This is a genomic window from Nostoc sp. PCC 9305 (assembly GCF_963920915.1).
In the GTDB taxonomy this organism is placed as follows: domain Bacteria; phylum Cyanobacteriota; class Cyanobacteriia; order Cyanobacteriales; family Nostocaceae; genus Nostoc.
This window is the reverse complement of the sequence record NZ_CAWUDN010000253.1, coordinates 1-1,229: the sequence shown is the minus strand read 5'-3', so window position 1 is coordinate 1,229 and position 1,229 is coordinate 1. Positions and strand designations below refer to the sequence as shown.

2 protein-coding genes are annotated in these 1,229 nt (G+C 39.5%); both read right to left on the bottom strand.

Features of this window, described 5'->3' with window-relative positions; genetic code table 11:
• Positions 1-312: 312 nt before the first annotated feature.
• On the bottom strand, positions 313-504 hold the full coding sequence (locus ACM0OX_RS35635; protein WP_100898558.1) for a YqaE/Pmp3 family membrane protein: 192 nt from the start codon (positions 502-504) through the stop codon (positions 313-315).
• A 130-nt stretch (positions 505-634) separates the two neighbouring features.
• Complete coding sequence (locus ACM0OX_RS35630) at positions 635-1,030, bottom strand: phage holin family protein (RefSeq protein ID WP_334896163.1); 396 nt, start codon at positions 1,028-1,030, stop codon at positions 635-637.
• Positions 1,031-1,229 lie beyond the last annotated feature (199 nt).

The window sequence follows — 1,229 nt, the reverse complement described above, 5'->3', positions numbered from 1 at the left end:
TGGTCGACTGAGAAAACTTTTTCTCTCCCGACAATTAATCCACCCTGCTCCCCGCTTACGGGGAGGGGAGACAAAGCGCAGCTTTGGCGGGGTGGGGTTCTTGAGGTTTAGTAAGTAATCAAGCGGACATGATATCACCCTAAATCCCTCTCCCAAGCTTGGGAGAGGGACTTTGAAATTGACTCCCCTTCTCCCAATATTGGGAGAAGGGGTTGAGGGATGAGGGCTATACCATTGCACTGTAATTATTAAAAATAGTTAATGGGTAATTGTCGTGCAACAATTACCCATTTCTTAAATTACTATTGCGTATTAGTAAATATTTCCTTCTCTATTGAGTTGTTCATCATGCTTGGCAATAACCCAAATTGCATGAATACTACCTGGTAGCCAACCTAGAACTGTGAGCAAGATGTTAATAAACAGAGTTGGGCCAATTCCAACAGTCAGGAAAACGCCTAAAGGAGGCACTAACAAACCTAGAAGAAAACGAACTAATTTCATGATTTTGCCGTATTTTTGTGAGTTTCTTTAATTACATTCTGCTGAAGATACCGAATTAGGAAATCCACCTTCAGCTCTTTTATTTGGAGTAGAGACGTGAAAAAATTGGTCTTTCTATTCCTTATAATGCTTATCTAGAAGGTAATTCACCTTGGGTTTTTTCGCCACTGCTGGTTAACAGGTTTCTTTCAACAAAGTAGTTGTTAATGAAGGTGTTAGCAAAAGTTAGAATCACTGGCCCAAGAAGGAAACCAATAATTCCACGAACTCCGAACCCAGGAACTAGGACTGCTGCTAACCAGAAACACAAACCGTTGACGACGAGCGAAAATGCTCCAAATGATAGAAAGTTAAGTGGTAGAGAAAGAGCAGACAAAACTGGTTTAACTGAACCGTTAATTAGACCAATTACTAAAGCAGCAATTATAGCTGCGGGAAAATTAGCAATATTAACCCCTGGAACAACTAAATCAACAATCAACAGGCTCAAAGCTGTAGCTAGGGCGGTTAATAATGGTGTTAACATTTTTCTTACCTAATCACTAAAGATTTTTTGTAACTTCTTATCTCATCTTCAACTATGTGCTAGGTTTTAACCTCTCTTGCAAGATAGAATTTGGTTCTACCGTTAGGCCGATCATTGAGAAAAAGATAGCGCTTTTAATACTGCGTAAGTAGAACGGCGTGGAAAAACCAAACTATGTAAAGATAAATAAATACGGAGA